Annotated in this window: 13 protein-coding genes; 6 read left to right on the top strand and 7 right to left on the bottom strand. The window is 63.3% G+C overall.

Annotated elements, in window-relative coordinates:
- A partial coding sequence (locus tag ACFXMV_RS23005; protein ID WP_378503676.1) for a malate:quinone oxidoreductase occupies positions 1 to 825 on the top strand: 825 nt, incomplete at its 5' end.
- On the opposite strand, the gene ACFXMV_RS23010 is transcribed toward ACFXMV_RS23005, so the two are convergent.
- Positions 822 to 2,207 carry an FAD-binding protein gene (locus ACFXMV_RS23010; protein ID WP_378501291.1) on the bottom strand — a complete coding sequence of 462 codons (1,386 nt, stop codon included), beginning with the start codon at positions 2,205 to 2,207 and terminating at the stop codon, positions 822 to 824. The genes ACFXMV_RS23005 and ACFXMV_RS23010 overlap by 4 nt on opposite strands.
- Before the next feature lie 224 nt (positions 2,208 to 2,431).
- Here ACFXMV_RS23010 and ACFXMV_RS23015 point away from each other — a divergent pair, with 224 nt between their 5' ends.
- Entirely contained in the window at positions 2,432 to 3,244 is an 813-nt protein-coding gene (locus tag ACFXMV_RS23015; protein WP_378501290.1) for a MerR family transcriptional regulator, read from the top strand.
- A gap of 51 nt (positions 3,245 to 3,295) precedes the next feature.
- On the top strand, positions 3,296 to 4,126 hold the full coding sequence (locus tag ACFXMV_RS23020; protein WP_378501289.1) for a hypothetical protein: 831 nt from the start codon (positions 3,296 to 3,298) through the stop codon (positions 4,124 to 4,126).
- Between the two features lie 298 nt (positions 4,127 to 4,424).
- On the opposite strand, the gene ACFXMV_RS23025 is transcribed toward ACFXMV_RS23020, so the two are convergent.
- Complete coding sequence (locus ACFXMV_RS23025) at positions 4,425 to 4,652, bottom strand: hypothetical protein (protein ID WP_378501288.1); 228 nt, start codon at positions 4,650 to 4,652, stop codon at positions 4,425 to 4,427.
- Positions 4,653 to 5,186: 534 nt separating this feature from the next.
- Entirely contained in the window at positions 5,187 to 5,600 is a 414-nt protein-coding gene (locus ACFXMV_RS23030) for a hypothetical protein (RefSeq protein ID WP_378503677.1), read from the bottom strand.
- Between the two features lie 357 nt (positions 5,601 to 5,957).
- On the opposite strand from ACFXMV_RS23030, the gene ACFXMV_RS23035 reads away from it, so the two are divergent.
- Positions 5,958 to 6,569 carry a hypothetical protein gene (locus tag ACFXMV_RS23035; RefSeq protein ID WP_378503678.1) on the top strand — a complete coding sequence of 204 codons (612 nt, stop codon included), beginning with the start codon at positions 5,958 to 5,960 and terminating at the stop codon, positions 6,567 to 6,569.
- A 382-nt stretch (positions 6,570 to 6,951) separates the two neighbouring features.
- Here the strand turns inward: ACFXMV_RS23035 and ACFXMV_RS23040 are convergent, their stop codons facing one another.
- Complete coding sequence (locus tag ACFXMV_RS23040) at positions 6,952 to 7,353, bottom strand: hypothetical protein (RefSeq protein ID WP_378503679.1); 402 nt, start codon at positions 7,351 to 7,353, stop codon at positions 6,952 to 6,954.
- Between the two features lie 140 nt (positions 7,354 to 7,493).
- Here ACFXMV_RS23040 and ACFXMV_RS23045 point away from each other — a divergent pair, with 140 nt between their 5' ends.
- Positions 7,494 to 8,150 (top strand): winged helix-turn-helix transcriptional regulator, encoded by a 657-nt coding sequence (locus tag ACFXMV_RS23045; RefSeq protein ID WP_378502398.1) that lies wholly within the window; start codon positions 7,494 to 7,496, stop codon positions 8,148 to 8,150.
- Positions 8,151 to 8,295: 145 nt separating this feature from the next.
- Here ACFXMV_RS23045 and ACFXMV_RS23050 read toward each other — a convergent pair whose 3' ends face one another.
- Positions 8,296 to 8,904 carry a hypothetical protein gene (locus tag ACFXMV_RS23050; protein ID WP_378503680.1) on the bottom strand — a complete coding sequence of 203 codons (609 nt, stop codon included), beginning with the start codon at positions 8,902 to 8,904 and terminating at the stop codon, positions 8,296 to 8,298.
- Positions 8,905 to 9,556: 652 nt separating this feature from the next.
- Here ACFXMV_RS23050 and ACFXMV_RS23055 point away from each other — a divergent pair.
- The gene (locus tag ACFXMV_RS23055; RefSeq protein WP_378503681.1) at positions 9,557 to 10,858 is read left to right on the top strand and encodes a hypothetical protein; all 1,302 of its coding nucleotides are present in this window, start codon (positions 9,557 to 9,559) and stop codon (positions 10,856 to 10,858) included.
- 933 nt (positions 10,859 to 11,791) lie between these two features.
- On the opposite strand, the gene ACFXMV_RS23060 is transcribed toward ACFXMV_RS23055, so the two are convergent.
- Together ACFXMV_RS23060 and ACFXMV_RS23065 are read right to left on the bottom strand one after the other, a co-directional pair.
- The gene (locus tag ACFXMV_RS23060; protein WP_378503682.1) at positions 11,792 to 12,871 is read right to left on the bottom strand and encodes an HNH endonuclease; all 1,080 of its coding nucleotides are present in this window, start codon (positions 12,869 to 12,871) and stop codon (positions 11,792 to 11,794) included.
- A gap of 311 nt (positions 12,872 to 13,182) precedes the next feature.
- Positions 13,183 to 13,824 carry a hypothetical protein gene (locus ACFXMV_RS23065; RefSeq protein WP_378502385.1) on the bottom strand — a complete coding sequence of 214 codons (642 nt, stop codon included), beginning with the start codon at positions 13,822 to 13,824 and terminating at the stop codon, positions 13,183 to 13,185.
- Positions 13,825 to 14,447 lie beyond the last annotated feature (623 nt).

The raw sequence follows: 14,447 nt of genomic DNA on the forward strand, positions 1-14,447 counted from the left end.
GGCCGCGACCGCAGCGGCGGAAAACGCTTTCGGCTCCGATCTCGGTTCGTCTTCGTCGGTGCTGGCGGATACGCGCTCAAGCTCCTACAGAAGGCAAAGGTTCCGGAGGCGCGTGGGTACGCAGTCTTCCCGCTCGGCGCGCAGTTCTTGCGCACCAGCAACCCCGACGTCGTCGCACAGCACACCGCGAAGGTCTACAGCCAAGCCTCCGTCGGTGCCCCACCGATGTCGGTACCCCACCTCGACAGGCGAGCTGTCGACGGTCGCCCGTCGCTGATGTTCGGGCCCTACGCGTCGTTCAGTACCAGGCTCCTCAAACACGGCAGGCTCACTGACCTGTTCACAACAATCCGACTGCGCAACATTGCACCGCTGCTCGCCGTCGGCGCTCAGAACTTGCCGCTCCTGCGGTACCTGATCGGTGAGCTGCTGGCGTCACGGAAACGAAAGTTCGCACAACTCAAGCGTTTCTACCCCGACGCCGACCCAGTTGACTGGGAGCTGGTGCAGGCCGGCCAACGCGCCCAGTTGATCAAGCCCGACCTCCGCAAGATCGGTGTACTGACCTTCGGGACCGAGATGGTGACCAGCGCCGACGGGACCATCGCCGGACTGCTCGGCGCATCGCCCGGTGCCTCGATCGCCCCGGCCGTGATGGTCGACCTCCTCGCCACCTGCTTCCCCGCCCGCCACGAGGACTGGGAGTCGACGTTGCGGAAGCTCATGCCGGGCATCGAGTCCCGAGTGGACACAAGCCAACACAACGTCGACGCCAACCTCGAACGCACCGGTCGGATCCTCGGGGTGGCACCACGATCCAGTTAGCCGGACACCAGTCGAAGCCGTCGGGCCAGATCGGAGGCGAAGAAACGATCCGGGTCCACGCTGTCCCGAACACTTCGCCATTCGTCGAGCCGCGGGTACATCTGGGTGATGCGTTCGGGAGTCGTGCGTGAGTCCTTGGCGAAGTAGAGCCGGCCGCCCGCAGCCAGCACCTGCTCGTCGAGCTCGTCGCAGAATCGCCCGAGCCCGGCGCGGATCGGGAAGTCGAGACTGAGCATGAATCCCGGATGCGGCCACGAGAGCGGCGCGGGATTGCTGTCACCCATCCTCTTGAACACGTTGAGGAATGATCGATGCCCGGACTCGGCGATCCTGCGCACGATGTCGGCGAGTTGCTGCTCGGCGCCGAACGGGATGGAGAACTGGTACTGCATGAACCCCTGGGGGCCGTAGGCGCGGTTCCACTCTCCGAGGAGGTCGAGCGGGTGGTAGAACTGCGTCAGATTCTGGACGGTGCCCCGGCCGTGCTTCGGGTACATCCGGTGGGCGGCCTCGGCGGCGACCCGCGTGGTGAGGCGGTTGACCAGCCCGCTCGGGAAGATGTCGGGGACGGTGAGTAGCTGAGGAGCGTTGAACCGCAAGGGGTCCCGGCGCAGCTTCGGTGGCAGTTGGTCGAGGGTCGCCAGCGATCCGCGGGTGAATCCCGCTCGGCCGAGCTTCGGCCCGGTGGAGATGGTGTCGGGCACCGACATCGAGTAGTCGTAGCCCTCGTCGGAGCCGCCGGTGAGCAGTTCCATCGTCTCGTCGAGGTTGGCGGTGCGGTCGTGGTCGGCGATGAAGTAGGCCGTCTCGGTGTGCTTCATCCGCACGCGTGCCCGGACAACGATGCCCGTGAGCCCCATTCCTCCGACGGTGGCCCAGAACAGGGCCTGTTCGTCGCCGGTCGGGGAGATGGTGCGGATGCTTCCGTCGGCGGTGAGCAGGTCGAGCGACTCGACGTGGTTGCCGAAGCTGCCGTGTGAGTGGTGGTTCTTGCCGTGGATGTCGGCTCCGATGGCTCCGCCGACCGTGACCTGCCTGGTTCCGGGCAGGACGGGAACCCACAGGCCGTGGGGCAGGACGGCGCGCATCAGCGCGTCGAGGCTGACGCCGGCGTCGAGGTCCACGACCCCGGAATCGGGGTCGATGTGATAGATCCGGTCGAGGGCGGTCATGTCGATGACCAGCCCGCCCGCGTTCTGGGCGGGGTCGCCGTAGCTGCGGCCGAGACCGCGCGCGATTACCCCTCTCGGTCCGGCTTGGCTCACGGCTTTGGCGATGGTCTCGAGGTCGGGGGTCGACAGCACGTCGGCTGGTGTTGCTGCACGCCTACCCCACCCGCTCAGAGAACGCCGTTCGGTTCTGAACTCGGTCGTCACAGTCACCGGACCACGATAGCCACATGCCAGGCGTGTCCACTCGGTTCGGCTCCCGCGGAGTCTCCCAATCCGGACGGACGAACGCGATAACACCGTCCGATTGAGGGCGTCCACTCTGCTGTGCGGTCGGATAGCCGATGACTGCAGGCACCTCCGCGCGAAACCGGATTCAAGGCTTTGTCACGCAACGGAGTTGACCTTGACGCTAGGTCATAGTTGACACTCGACTCATGCGAATAGGTCAGCTCGCCGACGCGGCCGGTACGACGCCGAGAACGGTGCGCCACTACCACCGGCTCGGCTTGCTCGAGGAACCACAACGCCTGCCGAACGGCTATCGCGAATACACCGTGAGCGATGCCGTTCGGTTGATGCGGATCCGCTGGCTCGCCGACAGTGGCGTCCCGCTCGGCTCGGTGGCCGCCATTCTCTCAGAGGATGTTTCGGACGAAGTCGAGAGCGACGTAGTCGCGGATCTGCGGGCGTTGATCAGTGCAGTGCAGGTTGAACAGGCCAAACTCGCCCGGCGGCACGGTCGGCTGGCGTCGATGCTTGCCGACGCCGAGAACGGGAATCCGATCTCTGCACTGCCCGCAGATATTGCAGCGGCACTGGCCGACGTCATCGACGGTGCTCAGTTGCCGAAGGTGAGTGCGGTTCTTCGACGTGAACGCGACCTGCTCGAGGTGCTCGCGATCTCCGGGGCGGTCCCGGAGGAGCTTCTGGCCTGGTACGCGGCAGCGATCGCTGATGACGAGCAGCGCGAGCGGTCTCTGGCGTTGCTCGCGGACTGGTCCGATCTCGAAGGCCGCAACCCGCATTCAGCGGAAGCGGAGATCGAAGCGCTCTCTCGCAGACTGCTTGGGCATTTCGAGCACCAGCAGACGCTGGCAGACCTCCATGCGGCTGTACCCACCGTCGCTACGGACGCCGGTCTTGCGCTGTCGCTCGACGACGTCATTCCGGACGACGCTCAGCGTGAGGTCGTGCTCCGGGTCCAACGCAGGCTTCTCGCCGGAATGTCTGAGTCCGAGGGTGTCTGATGGCATTCCTGAGGAGTCGGCGGTTCCATTGGATCGCCCAGATGGTGACGGGTGATCGTCCTGGGCGTCAACGGCGCGCTGCTTGCCACGGGTTTCCTCACGCGAGCGCAGGCGGTCCTGCTGTTCGCGGTGGTCGAGGTTCCCCTTGCATGCGTCGTTGGTGTCGCGCTGGCCACCGGGGTCGTGGCGCAGCGGCGCCGTGGCCTTGGGATACGACAGTCGGTATCCCGAGTACTCGGTGTCTCTCCGTTCTGGCCGCTGGTGCGAGCTGAGATCCGGGCCTACCGGTCCCTGTGGCTGTGGACGCGCGGCCGCTACTTAGGCATCGAGCCCGGTGCCCTCGTGTTCACCGCGAGCCGAGGGACGTTGGTGGTGCCTGCGGCCTTCGCGATCGCCACCGTTATCGAGATCGGGGTGCTGCATCTCCTACTGCCCTGGTGGTGGCTCCGGATTGTGGTTGCGGGCCTCTCGGTCTGGTCGTTGGTGGCTTTGTTGGGCTACCTGGCGGTTCACCGCGTCCATCCGCACTACCTGACCGAGAGGCAGTTCGTGGTGCGGCAATCTGGAGCGGTGGTGGCCATCGTCGACCGGGCGGACATCGTGTCCGTTGCGCTCTGCCGCCGATACGCCGAGACGGCACCCACGGTCATCGATGGTCGGCTGTATCTCCCCAACGCGGACGGGACGACGGTCGATATCGTGCTCGCATCCCCGGTGACCGCACAGCTGCCGGCGCTGCTCGCCAGCCGTCGAAAGGTCCACGTCGTGGATCGCATCAGTGTGTATGTGGATGAACCCACGCAACTGGTTTCGGCGTTGAGCGAGCTGCCGTCCACTGTTGCGCGCACCGCATCGACAGAAGACATGCCCGAGGCGCGATAGGGATCGAAATCTGCTGAGAGCGCAGGCTGCAGGATTAATAGGTGAACCCAAGCAGACCTCATGGGCTGCACGAAGATTGGATTGGTTGACCGGTAGGTGATCAGCCTATAGGGGGCTCCTGATCACACAAATCTGGATCAGTTCCGATTGGAACAGCGACACCGCGGCGCCTTAGTCTCGGTCTACTTGAATGTTCCCGATGTCGTTCCATCTTTCATGCCAGGGCAATGGATCTGTCCAGTGGCGTAGAGACCTTCAGGAAGGAGCAACGAGAACGCCACGGAGCGGTGGTCATTGCTCATTTCCGCTGTGAGGCGGTTCCGGTATCGCCTGCCTCGCCGGCTCCATAGTTTCGGCGGCTGCCGTACTCGTCGGTGAACGCGGCCACGCCCCCGACAGGAGACTTCTGCGCGTTGAGTTCGTCGGTGATGTCGTTCACCTGGATCCGAACGATGAAGTCCTGGCCGGGCGTCTCGCCCCCGCCGTTGTACCCGAAGCCGCGCGTGTGCGCCTCGTGCCGCCACATTCTGGGGGTGGTCGAGAAAGAGCACGTGACGAGGGACGCGTCCGAGATCGAGACTCGCCCCGCCAGGCCTCCAGCAGGTTCCAGATACGCTCCAGGAGTAGTCGCTTCGGGAAGATGCGGGACGGGAGCAAGCTGCCGATGAGTAGCACCCTTTTCGGCGGTGTAGCGAAACCCTGGCTGTTCCGTCGGGCTAGTGTGCACCTCGACTGCGGGTGAGCAGGCAACGAGGGCGCCAGCCAGAAATGCAAGGGTTCCCGTCGGCCAGCTCGCGTTAAGTGCAGCCTGGTGGCGTCGCGATTGCCGACAGCGCGAGTTGCCTTCCATTCGGGAAGCCTATAGGCGCTGGGCGGCCGGCAGAGAGTGGAGGCCTGCGGGATTATCTGGCGCGGCACCCCCGCAACGATGACCTCACTGCGCCGCTGTTCCCGGCGATGCGGCAGTCGCGCAGCGGCCCACCGGGGTACAAGCGCAGCCCCGGCAGGCCGACGACGTGGTGCCGATCCGCCGTGGGTCGGTGGGGTAGGGGTGGGCGTCTCAGCTCACCGACAGCATGTTTGCGAGGTAGCCAGTGATTACACCGACGACCAGCAGTCCGATACCGGACCAGGTGCGCGCCTTGCTGATCGCGAACTGAGCCTGGACGAATTCGGTCAATGCCTGGCGTTCGATCTTGCTGCTCGGCCCAAGCTGGTCGGCCAGTGCTTCACGTGCAGCGGGGACAATCGTTGGTAGGCGAATGGAGCCGCCTCCGAAGCCGGGGACCGAACGTCCGCTCTGCCCCGCCAGGTGGTCCACGTGCTGCTGGCGGGCTTCCTCCGCGTCATCAAGCCGTCCCTTGAATGCGGCGAGGTTACGTTGGGACTGCCTGAAGTCGAGTACGACCAGCGACGCACCCGCCAGCTGAAGCACGAGCGCCACCGTGTTCAGCGTGTAGACGGCGATATCCATAGCGCGGGACTGTAGCGGCCACCACCGACACCAACCCTGCACTGCGCGCCGGGGTGGGGCCGGGGTGGAAGCCCGAGAAATGCAAAGCCCCGACCAGAAACGATCTGTGCCGGGGCTTTCGTTTGATGGATGGAGAGAGGGCCGGGAGGTATCGCTGTACGGCGCTTGGCATGCCCTCCAAGGTGGGATCCGCCCCGACCCTGCTGTAGTGCCAGAGGAGGCCGCGAGCGTCAGCTGCTCGGCCGAATTCCAGGACGATGCTTCGCCCGGCCGCAGACGATAAGGGCTCAGGTCGGACGACAAGCGGAACCGAACGAACATGGGCACAGTTTGTCCTCGTGCAACACTGAGCACACGATGAAGAGAACATCGATCAACTGGGGGGTGTGGATGCCGCTCCTGACGCTCGGTCTCATCGCCGGATGCGCGGCGGCGGAGTCGATCAACCCGTACCCGGATTCACCCGCGGCCGTGTTCTCGAAGAACGGTCACACGGGCCCGCGGGACCTACCGGAGGTACCCGAGCTCCCAGCCCCGACGACGCCGGGTGCCAGATTCACACTCGATGGACTGTGGTCGGGAACGGCGGTCAGCGACGACCCAGCAGATCTGTCGTGCACCTATGACGCCGAGGACAAGAGCCGGACTTACAACGTCACGACGCAGACGACGAGTCAGTTCTCCGGCGTCGACAACTATCCGACCGAGGACTTCTACAGCCTCTCCGTGGTCGTCATGGACGAGACGCGGTTGGAGGGCACAGACGAATGGACCGCGCAGGCCATCGTGGCCTTCGCCGATTCGACAGGCACATACGTCCAGATGGCGGCACCCGACAGCAACAGCATCGCCGTCCACGCAAGTGACGACAAATCTGCGGTGGCTTTCTCGATGATCAACACGGCAGAGGGCAACCGAAGTGAAGGATCACCAACGACGGCGGTCGGCACGATCACCTGTCCCCACTAGCGACCCTCACCTATCGCGATTGGACTCGACTCACGGTTCTCGGCGGTTCGGTGAAACTAGAGTTTCAGCGAGGGCGGAATCGCCGCAATCCGACCTGTGGGAACCCTCAGTGGCCCACCCAGCGTCTGGCGAACGATCGTGGCCACGATTCCCTACGCAGAGCCCTTCGGCACATGTAATCATGCGTACGACTTGTCGGCCGTGATCCAATACCGTCGTGCCGGAACGAGTTCGGTATCCCGGATGCTCTCATAGACGTTGCCATTGCGCTCGATCGTCCCAAGTAACTGGGGCGCGACGAAGGGTGCCTCCCCATCGGGAGAGGCACCCTTCGTCGATTCTGGTTAAAGGATCTGGTGGCTACGCGCCGGTGGTGCGGTCTTCACTTCGCCTCCGAAGTAGTGGCGGCCGCGCCGACTGCGGCGTAGGTGCCGGTCAGCGCAACCATGCCCACCGCGGCTCGGCGCGAGACATCACGACGGAGTAGATGCAGGAGTCCCGTGGCGGTGTCGGTGATATCGATCGCGAGCCCGAGCCGATGCCACCGGCGCCGCTCGGGTGGCTCGCTGGTCAGGTAAGCCAGGCCCATCGCGAGGGCGCGTGCTCCATAGATCCGGGTCAGGTAGGTCAGTTCAGGGGACGGCGCGACCCCAACGAGCCGCGCGAATCGTTGCGGCGCGGCCAGTGCCGCAACGGCCAAGGCGAGGCGGCCCGCAGCCAGGAGGCGTAGGGGGTCGTTCGTGTATCCGGTGCGCTCGGTTGCTGTGGTGGATGGTTCGAGCATCGTTGCTGGTCCTCTGGCTAGCGGATGGCCGCTGGACGCGCGGCACGGACAGGGCCGAAGCTAGCATAAGTTTTTGAAGTAGACTCTTAAATTAGTAACCCAGCTTTCATATCGCATCCTTCGCTGCTACCATGCACTTCATGGCGCGACGCACCTACCAGCAGTTCTGTGGTCTGGCCTATGCTCTCGATGCTGTGGGCGAGCGGTGGACGCTGCTGATCGTGCGTGAGCTGATGGCCGGCCCGCGGCGCTATTCCGACCTCGCGGAGGCACTCACAGGAATCGGGACGAGCCTGCTCGCGACTCGCTTGAAGCAACTCGAATCCGACGGCGCGGTCCGGCGCGCGCTGCTCAAAACGCCGAGTGTCGCGGTGATCTACGAACTCACCGAATCCGGCCGCGCCCTAGGCCGAGCTATCGAGCCTTTGGCGACTTGGGGCGCACGTTATTTGATGGGTGAGCGTGCAGCGAACGAGGTGTTCCGAGTCGACTGGGCCTTGGCCTTCATCGCCGAAGAAATGGAAGCTAACCTCCCGGAAGAGCTTCGCGTTGCCTACGACTTCCTTGTCGACGACAGCGCCGCGCGGCTGCTGCTCGACTCCGGGCGTACCCAGGTCACCGCCGTGCCCACGCAAGGGCAGGCCGCTGATGTTGTCATCCGCTGCGGTGCGCACGTACTCGCCGCGATCGTCGGCGGTCGTCTCGACATCGCCGACGCAATGCGCGCCGACCAAGTGCAAGTCGAGGGCGAGCCGATCGCCGCGAAGTCTCTTCTGTCGCTGATTCAGTCGCGGTAGGTCCGGAGTGCGATGAGCTTCCTGTGTTCCCTCAGACCTGCTCGAATGACCGACGTTAGCCGACGGATCCGTGACAGCTGGCGAACAAGGCGAGGTGTATCTATCGGTGCGGGCGATCCAATCGAGCGAGGGGACGATTTGCCTTTTATGGTGACCCGGAGGACTTCTCGTTGACAGAGTCGCATCGAATCTGACCCGCCGCGGATACCGACGTCGGTGTCGAGTCGATGCTCGTGCTGGTACCGGCAATGACGAAGGAGACCGCGGTGTGGTCGTCGCTCTCGATGATCTGCGCCTCGTTCGCGGTTCCGCTGAGTGTGTAGTGATTGCCGTCGGGATCGGAGAACTCGATCAACACGTATCCGGGTTGTGCATCTCGGTTGTCGTACACGTCTGCCTGGATGCGGAAGTCGCGGCCGGGGTTCTCGCCGCCGCCGTCGTATTCGGCGAAATCACTGGTGCTGACGACGAATTCTCGCCAGCCGTTCCCGTGCCGGCTCGTGTAGTGGGCGCAATCCGCCGCCCGTATCGTCGGCAGTGCGACGCGACCTGACCACTCGTCGCCGAGTTGGAGCCAACTCCCTGCCTGCGGATCTAGCGCCGGCACTTCGAGGTTCGAGATTCCGTGTGCACGGACGAAAGTTGACGGCGTCGCTGGTGGTTCAGAAGACCCGGATGCGCACGCAGATGTGACGACAAGCGTGCAGATCGCTGTCGTTGCACCGAACAGATAGCTTTTGGCATCCCCCACCACGTCTATCACCGTAGCGGAGTGCAACCCGGTCGTAGTTCTAGGTTCCGCGTCCTCGGCACCGCCAACGAGGGCAAGGGTCTATGGAGGAGGGCGACGGCGTGGCCATGCTCGACCTGACAACTGCCGTGTTCTGGCCGATTCAAGTCGATGTGCGGCGCTGTGTAATTTCGCCCACTGAACGACCGTTACTTGAGGACGGGGTGAATGGACGGGGACCAGATGGGCGCCGACGATCGGACCTCAGCCTGCATGCGGAGCGCGCCCCAAACAGGTCGAGGATTCGCCGAATCCTCTCAAAGAGGCCCACTCGGGAGGGAATCGTCTTTCGAAACCGACCGCGGATTCAATAGGTGAACACAACGGGCGTCAGTGAGTGAGCACCTATGGATGGAAGCGAAGCGAGAGCGATGGAGAGGTGTTCACCCATGGCGGTTCGTTCTGGGCTGCATGCGGATTGGATAGGTTGACCAGTCGGTAATCACACTTAACGGAGGCTCCAGATCACACGAATCTGGATGAGTTCCAGGAAGTTGGGGGCCGTGCACTCGTCGGTCCGCTCGCCGCGGTGCCGCTCTGGATTTTTGTGCGGTTGTGACGGCACACTGATCGCCGTGAGCATCTCCGCCGGACGAAATCCTGATGAGGCACCCCAGTGACCGACTCTCAGGACGCCTTCCCCATTGGGCTAGAGCATCGCCAACTGCTGAGCGTCTCATGGCTGCTCCGACTCGCCCGAGACTCGGGATACGAGCTGCCGCAGGTCGGCAGTTCCGGCGCCACACTCATCCTCGGTCGGCCTGACGGCTTTCACATCGACGTCACCCCGACCGACAACACACCGTGGATCTCCGCCACCGCCAGCGACTCAGGTGAGCAGACGCAGATCGATCACCTGGTGCGGCAAAGTGGAGCGCGGGTCGCGGCGGACGACTTCGGCGGACTTGTCTGGTACTCGACCACTCTCGAAGGGCGGCCGACACCACCTCTTGACGCGCATTTCATGTCTCGGATTCTCGAAGCGCTCGGCAGCCAGACGCGAATCGACGGATGGCGACGTCTCGGCTGGCACGTGCTGCTGAACTTCCGTGAAGAGCTGTCCGAAGGCGGCGCACCGGAGGGCGGCCTGCTGTTCGCGCCCAAACCGATCGTTGACGTCCATGTCGCGGTGCCGGGGCCGGTAGAGGGGCCGTTTACTAGCCAGATCGCCCACCGCAACGTCGAGCTGGTGGGGGCCATTTGCACCTTCGCTCTCGGCCGCCAGGTCGACCTGCCGCCCAACGTATTTCCCGCCAGCGATGAGGCTGTGGCCGAGCTTGAAGCCCGCCGCGAGGACCCGGCGATACTCACACTCGCGCGGAACGAGATCTCACTCGATATCTTCAACGATCTGCCCGCTCTGGGGGACCTTGCGAGCGTGGCCCGGGCGCGCGGCGCGTTCTTGAGTTACGACGCTGCCGTCCGGCAGGAGCGTGAGCAGGTTGCGGTGATCCTGTACGTCGTCGCAGCCGAGTGCCTGACCAACCCGTTTCAGCCCTGGAAGACCGAACGCCTGACCAGCAGGTTCATCAGTTTCTTCGACGAGTTGATGCCGCAAGACTTGGACGAACTGGTCCAGCACGCCAACTTTGAGGATGCCTTCGGCGTGGCCAGAGGTAGCAGGACCTCCCGGGCGTTGCGCCGCGAGCTGCTCTCCCGGCTTTACACACTGCGGTCGGAGTCCGTTCACGAAGGGCTCTCAGTCTCCTTCCAGGGCCTGGCCGGAATGGCACACGGTGCTGGTCTGCGCCGCACTCTCGCCTCCGATTTCGCCCAGAAAGCGATCCTACGATTCCTCCAATCGCCCCGAACGAGCTTGATCGGCCACCCAGCCTTGGATGGACAAGATCGTCCAGATCGCGGGTTGGGAAAGCGCAAAAGTCGGTCACGGACAACGGAAACCGGGCCATCCTGCTAGGCATGATGCACCGTGAGCGAACGGCGCGCCGATAGGTGAACTTAACGGCGCCTGATGGGTGAACACCCTATGGATGGATGGAGAGAGCGGGAGGTGTTCACTAGTGTCGAGTTGGTCTGGGCTGCATATAGATCGGATAGGTTGACCAGTCGGTAATCACACTTAGCGGGGGTGCATGGTCACCCAAATCTGTATTGGTTCCAGGGTGTAATGACGGCTGGGTCGAGGTGTGATGAATCGTCCTCGAGGCGTGAGCGAACGATGCGGCAGCCGTGGTCTGGCTCGATGCGAGCATAGGACCCACTCTGCCCCGTCGGGGCCAGAAATCCGCTCGCGTAGAGCATGTCTGACAAATTCCTGGTTCAGGCGATGACGGCATTCAGAAGTGCCGCAGAACGGTAGATGATGGCGAGTTTGTCACACTGAGTTGCCAGCCCGCGCCACTACGTGAGGTGGCAGAAGCGGCGTTCGACTGCATTGCGGCCGCGGTGTCGACAGGTCGAATGCCAGCTGTCTGCCACCCGGTGAACCGCGCGTCGACGCGGTTTCCGGCCTGATCGGAGGGTTTGGCGATGACCGCTCCGATTCCGTCGCGCGCAACAAGGCGACGGTGGGCGCGAGACGAGTGCGCCTGGTCACCGCACACCCGGTCGGGCCTAGGGCGAGGTCGCCCCCGGCGAGGCGCGGAACTCACAGGTGTTCGAGCAGGTGCGGGAAGGCCTGCGAATCATCGAACTGACCGGGCGCGACCAGGACCACCGTCGGCAGGCCGTCGCCGTGGCGATCGACGAGCTGATGGATCTCCGTCGAAAGGCCACAACGCGAGCGGGCGACGGCGTGGTCAGGCTGCTCGAGTCTCGCTCTCCGGAGAGGGAAACGGAGAACGATTACTCGCGTGCAAGCATCCATAGCGACGTCTTTGTCAGACAAGTACTAGCTCAGCACGAGATCACCAGCTACAGCCATAACGCTGGCTCCTCCGTCCTTCGTGAGGTCCTCAGCGAGCGGTTCCCAGAGGGTGACCTCGAAGGACCCTTCCGTCAGGTCTGCATCCCATTGCCCCCATACGGTCCCCGAGTCGTTTTGATAGTCGATGACCGCGGCCTCGGCTGAGCCGTCTGCCTCGAACGATCCACGCACGAGGAAGCTTCTATCGTGGACGTCGAAGCGCATCTCGACGATGACGAAGCTCATGAACCCGTCCACCGACCCCACATCTGCGTCTTCGTGACCGGCCTTAAAGAGCTTGCTCCCGATCTTCTCTGCCAGCAGGTTTCTGATTTCCGGTGCAGCGGCATCAACGACAACGTCCAACGCCCGGTCGAAGTCCCACCCGAACACATCCTCCAGAACGACCTTCGCCCTCCTCGAACGCTCATCCAGGATCACTGAACTCAGTAGGGGACCATCCGCGAAACATGGCTCATCCCCTGCACTACCGCGGTACTGGCCCCTGTAGTCATGGGTCGAGGGAGCTTCGAGCACCGCCGGTGCCTCTGACCGGAACCGGTCCATCAGAGCCGGTCCTAGCTCGGCCAGGCACTTCTTCGAATTCACAGGAGTGAAGTCAGCGCCCAAAAGTTTGCCCATCGCCTGCCGTACGCCTGAAGCGGAACGAAGGTCAATCACGAACTTCTCAACCGCGGGTTGCTTCTCGTGGGCCTTATTCAGCCACATCGCGAGGGCCGGAACGCCCGCAAAGTTGGTATCGGACTTATCCGAGTTGCACTTGCGGCATATTGGAGCGAGGTTGTGTGCAACGTTCAGATCGAATGCTCCAGCTCGCGCAGGCGTCAGGTGCTTGGCCTTGAATGACTCGAGCTCAATTTCCGGGAGGGTCTTGGGGAGGATGTGGTCGATCTCAGTGCCGACGAAAGTCACCGGCGCCTTGCAGAGGTAGCACCGGTCTCTCCATTCCTTCAGAAGCGCGAGTCGAAGCAAAGCATTCTCGTCACTGTTCCCCGCCCGGTAGCGAACCTGATAGGGAGCCTTGGTCTTAGGGAAAGTAGTCACAGACTGAAAGTACCAACGGGCAAGCAACAGTCGGCGATCAATCACATGGCTCGAGCGGCCAGGTGCAGGGAGGCCACGAGGATGGGCACCGGCCAGCGCAACCGCCCCGATCGACAGGCCGACGCCCCACGGCACCGTGGGAGCCTCACGCACGAGCCACACCGCAGCCGCCGGGGCCACCGCAATTGGTGGTGAACAGTCGGCCCTGATAGGTCATCGGTGCACCGGAGAGCTGTCGTGGATCTGGCCGGCGGCATCAGTGGACGGCCGAGCCTGAGAGAGCTGCGGGCGAAATGCGCCGACAATCAACCCTACTGGTTCGGGTTGAAGAACTGCGAGTGCGCTGGGTCCAGCTCCAACAGAAGCCTGTATCCGGGCTCTGGACGCACCTCGTTGGCACCTTCAAGTAGTCGGTTCAGATCAGAGGAGAACTCGCTCGAATGGACGAACTCTTGTGCGCGATCCCACGACCGGCGTCGGCGCTCACGCTCCTCCTTCACGGAGATGGACTTCAGCAATGTGAACCTGCCATCGAAGGCGGCGCGCTCCGCCTCTGTCGACGGGTTCGGGTACGTCGTCTCCAGAAACTCATCGTCGGTGAGTTCCCAATCCTTTCCCTGCATCTTGTGCAGGTTCTGCGCTATCTCTCGGATCGTTGGCGTGTCGATCCGGACACGTGAGCGGAACAGGTGCGCCCAGGGGGTCGAGTGGATGAGGTAGCGCGGAATGTAGCGATTGTCATGCACCTGTTTCGGGTGGAGCATCGAGGCCGGAAACTCGGAGATCGTCGGGTCCTCGAAGATGCTCTTGACCGTCTCGGTGGAGGAGATGGTGAACCGTCCCGAGTTTCTTGCCGCCCCTATCCGTGAGCAGACGTTTGCGTTGCAGAGTTGACGGCTCGGGCTGCTTGCCCTTGAGCCGGCCAGCCTTCTTCGCCTCGGCCATGCCCTCACGGATCCGGGCCCGGATGAGGTCCGACTCGATTATCTGGACACGTTCGGCAAATCAACCCCAGTGTTACCTAGCTACTCCGACCACGTTGATCACATTCGAAGATCTGCTGTCACAGTGCAGCGGAATGCCTCGACCGGATCCTCAGCTACTGCCGGATCCGGCAGATAGCGCCCCCGCCCCGACAGCGAAATCCACGGATTCCGCGGTCCAACCGCGACCTCATTGCGGAAACAACCCTCGTAGCCGTACGAGAGCACGACTCGGCCCGGTCCGTGTGGGAATCGCGCCGCGACCAGGTCGAGAATCTGCCGAATCCGACTGTTCGGGCGGAGTTGCGATGGAAACGGAGGTCCGATTTCGGCCGTGGTCCCAATGGGTGAACTCAACCGGCCTCAATGGGTGAACACCCTATGGAGCGGTGTTCACCTATGCCGGTTCGCGCTGGGATGCATGCGGATTGGATAGGTTGAACAGTCGGTAATCACACTTAAGGAGGGCTCCAGATCACACAGAAACTGGATGAGTTCCAGGGTGCAGATCGATCGTTCCGTTGCCGCTGGTGCAGCTGCTCCTCGCGTTGCAGAGTCAGCTAGTCGCGTTCGTAATGAACTCGTTCGCGCGG

The organism is Rhodococcus sp. NPDC059179 (assembly GCF_042754885.1).
Lineage (GTDB): Bacteria > Actinomycetota > Actinomycetes > Mycobacteriales > Mycobacteriaceae > Rhodococcus_G.

Coding starts and splice junctions, on each gene's coding strand:
- ACFXMV_RS23030 (WP_378503677.1), bottom strand. CDS start 5,600: ATGGATATCGCCGTCTACACGCTGAACACGGTGGCGCTCGTGCTTCAG.
- ACFXMV_RS23045 (WP_378502398.1), top strand. CDS start 7,494: ATGGCGCGACGCACCTACCAGCAGTTCTGTGGTCTGGCCTATGCTCTC.
- ACFXMV_RS23040 (WP_378503679.1), bottom strand. CDS start 7,353: ATGCTCGAACCATCCACCACAGCAACCGAGCGCACCGGATACACGAAC.
- ACFXMV_RS23025 (WP_378501288.1), bottom strand. CDS start 4,652: ATGTGGCGGCACGAGGCGCACACGCGCGGCTTCGGGTACAACGGCGGG.
- ACFXMV_RS23035 (WP_378503678.1), top strand. CDS start 5,958: ATGAAGAGAACATCGATCAACTGGGGGGTGTGGATGCCGCTCCTGACG.
- ACFXMV_RS23015 (WP_378501290.1), top strand. CDS start 2,432: ATGCGAATAGGTCAGCTCGCCGACGCGGCCGGTACGACGCCGAGAACG.